This is a genomic window from Mesorhizobium tamadayense (assembly GCF_003863365.1).
Taxonomy (GTDB): domain Bacteria; phylum Pseudomonadota; class Alphaproteobacteria; order Rhizobiales; family Rhizobiaceae; genus Mesorhizobium; species Mesorhizobium tamadayense.
This window is the reverse complement of sequence record NZ_RQXT01000153.1, coordinates 1-1,578: the sequence shown is the minus strand read 5'-3', so window position 1 is coordinate 1,578 and position 1,578 is coordinate 1. Positions and strand designations below refer to the sequence as shown.

Annotated in this window: 1 protein-coding gene; it reads left to right on the top strand. The window is 67.7% G+C overall.

Features of this window, described 5'->3' with window-relative positions; translation table 11 throughout:
- Positions 1–1,101, top strand: a 1,101-nt coding sequence (locus tag EH240_RS36915; RefSeq protein WP_425374876.1) for an IS110 family RNA-guided transposase, incomplete at its 5' end; no start/stop codon positions are given.
- Between the last annotated feature and the right edge of the window lie 477 nt (positions 1,102–1,578).

Below are 1,578 nucleotides of genomic sequence, written 5' to 3'. Positions count from 1 at the left end.
CTGAGCACAACGAAGTGGCTGGTGACGGTGCATGCGCCGGGCAGCGAGCGGCTGTCGCGGCATGTGCTTGGCGCTGGCGATGCGGCGGGACTTCTGGCGCTTTTTGCGCGGCTGCGGGCGCGTGCCGAGCAGCGTCTGGGCGGCACGGTCGAGATCATTACCATTCAGGAAGCCGGCCTTGACGGGTTCTGGCTGCATCGCCTGCTGGAGAGCGAAGGGATCAGGAGCCATGTCGTCGATGCCGCTTCGATCCCGGTGGCGCGCCGCAGCCGGCGGGCCAAGAGCGACCGGATCGACGGCGAGGCGCTGTGGCGCACGCTGTCGGCGTGGCTGCGCGGCGAGCCGCGCGTGTGCTCGATGGTGCGGGCGCCGAGCCCCGAGCAGGAGGACAGCCGGCGCCTGGTGCGCGAGCGTGACAGCCTGATGCGCGAGCGCATCCGCGAGAGCAATCGCATTCGCGGCCTTTTGGCGGCGCAAGGCATCGGCGGCTACGACCCGCTGCATCGCAACCGCCGCGCCGCGCTCGCCGGGCTGACGACCGGCGATGGCCGCCCGCTGGGATCGCAGCTCAAGAAAGAGCTCATGCGCGCGCTCGATCGCCTTGAGCTGATCATGGCGCAAATCGCCCAGGTCGAGGCCGAACGGCGCGAACTGCTCAAAGGCGACGAGGCCAATGCGATTGCAATCCGGCTGCTCGAGCTCAAGAGCATCGGCCCCGACTTCGCCGCCACGCTGGCGCTTGAGGCGTTCTTCCGCCGCTTCGACAATCGGCGCCAACTCGCCGCCTTTGCCGGCCTTGCCGGCACGCCGTGGCGCAGCGGCAAGATCGATCGGGAGCAGGGCATCTCGAAGGCCGGCAACCGACGCCTGCGCAAGACCATGATCGAACTGGCCTGGCTATGGCTGAGACATCAACGCCAATCCGCCCTGAGCCAATGGTTCTTCAAACGGCTCGCCCCAGGCAAGGGCCGCCCAGACAATGGCCGCAAGCCAAACCGGCGCATCTTCATCGTCGCGCTGGCGCGCAAGCTTGTCGTTGCGCTGTGGCGCTTCGTCACCGTCGGCGAGATTCCCGAGGGCGCCGCCCTGAAGCGGATCTGAAGACCTTGGAGCCATGATCATGAGCAACATCGACGTGACCTGATCAGCCGCGTCGATCCTGGCGCAGGAGGCCCGCTTCCCCCCTTGGCTGAAACACGCCGCTCACAAGATGGGAGCCTCCCGCACCCAGCCCGTGCCTTGCGCATGAAGGATTGTGGTCCCGCCGCGCGGCTGCAGCTACGCCATGCGCGGCGACCGTATGTGAGGTTCTGAGGGCGCTCTAGAGCGCGCCGTCAGCCCCGCCAAGGCAGGTGGTCCGGGTCCAGGAGACGCAAAGTTGCATCCCGCCGCATCCAGTGTGGCGCCGTGCTCGATCAACGCAAGGCCAAGCCGCTGCCGCGGCGGCTGGACAGCCGGCCTTGCGCGATCTGCGCGCGACGCTTTCGAGCGCGCTATGGTCGGGACGAACAGGTGCCCACGATCAAACCAACAGCTAGCCGCATCAACCTCTTGACCCCATGGCCCTCATGTGAGGGG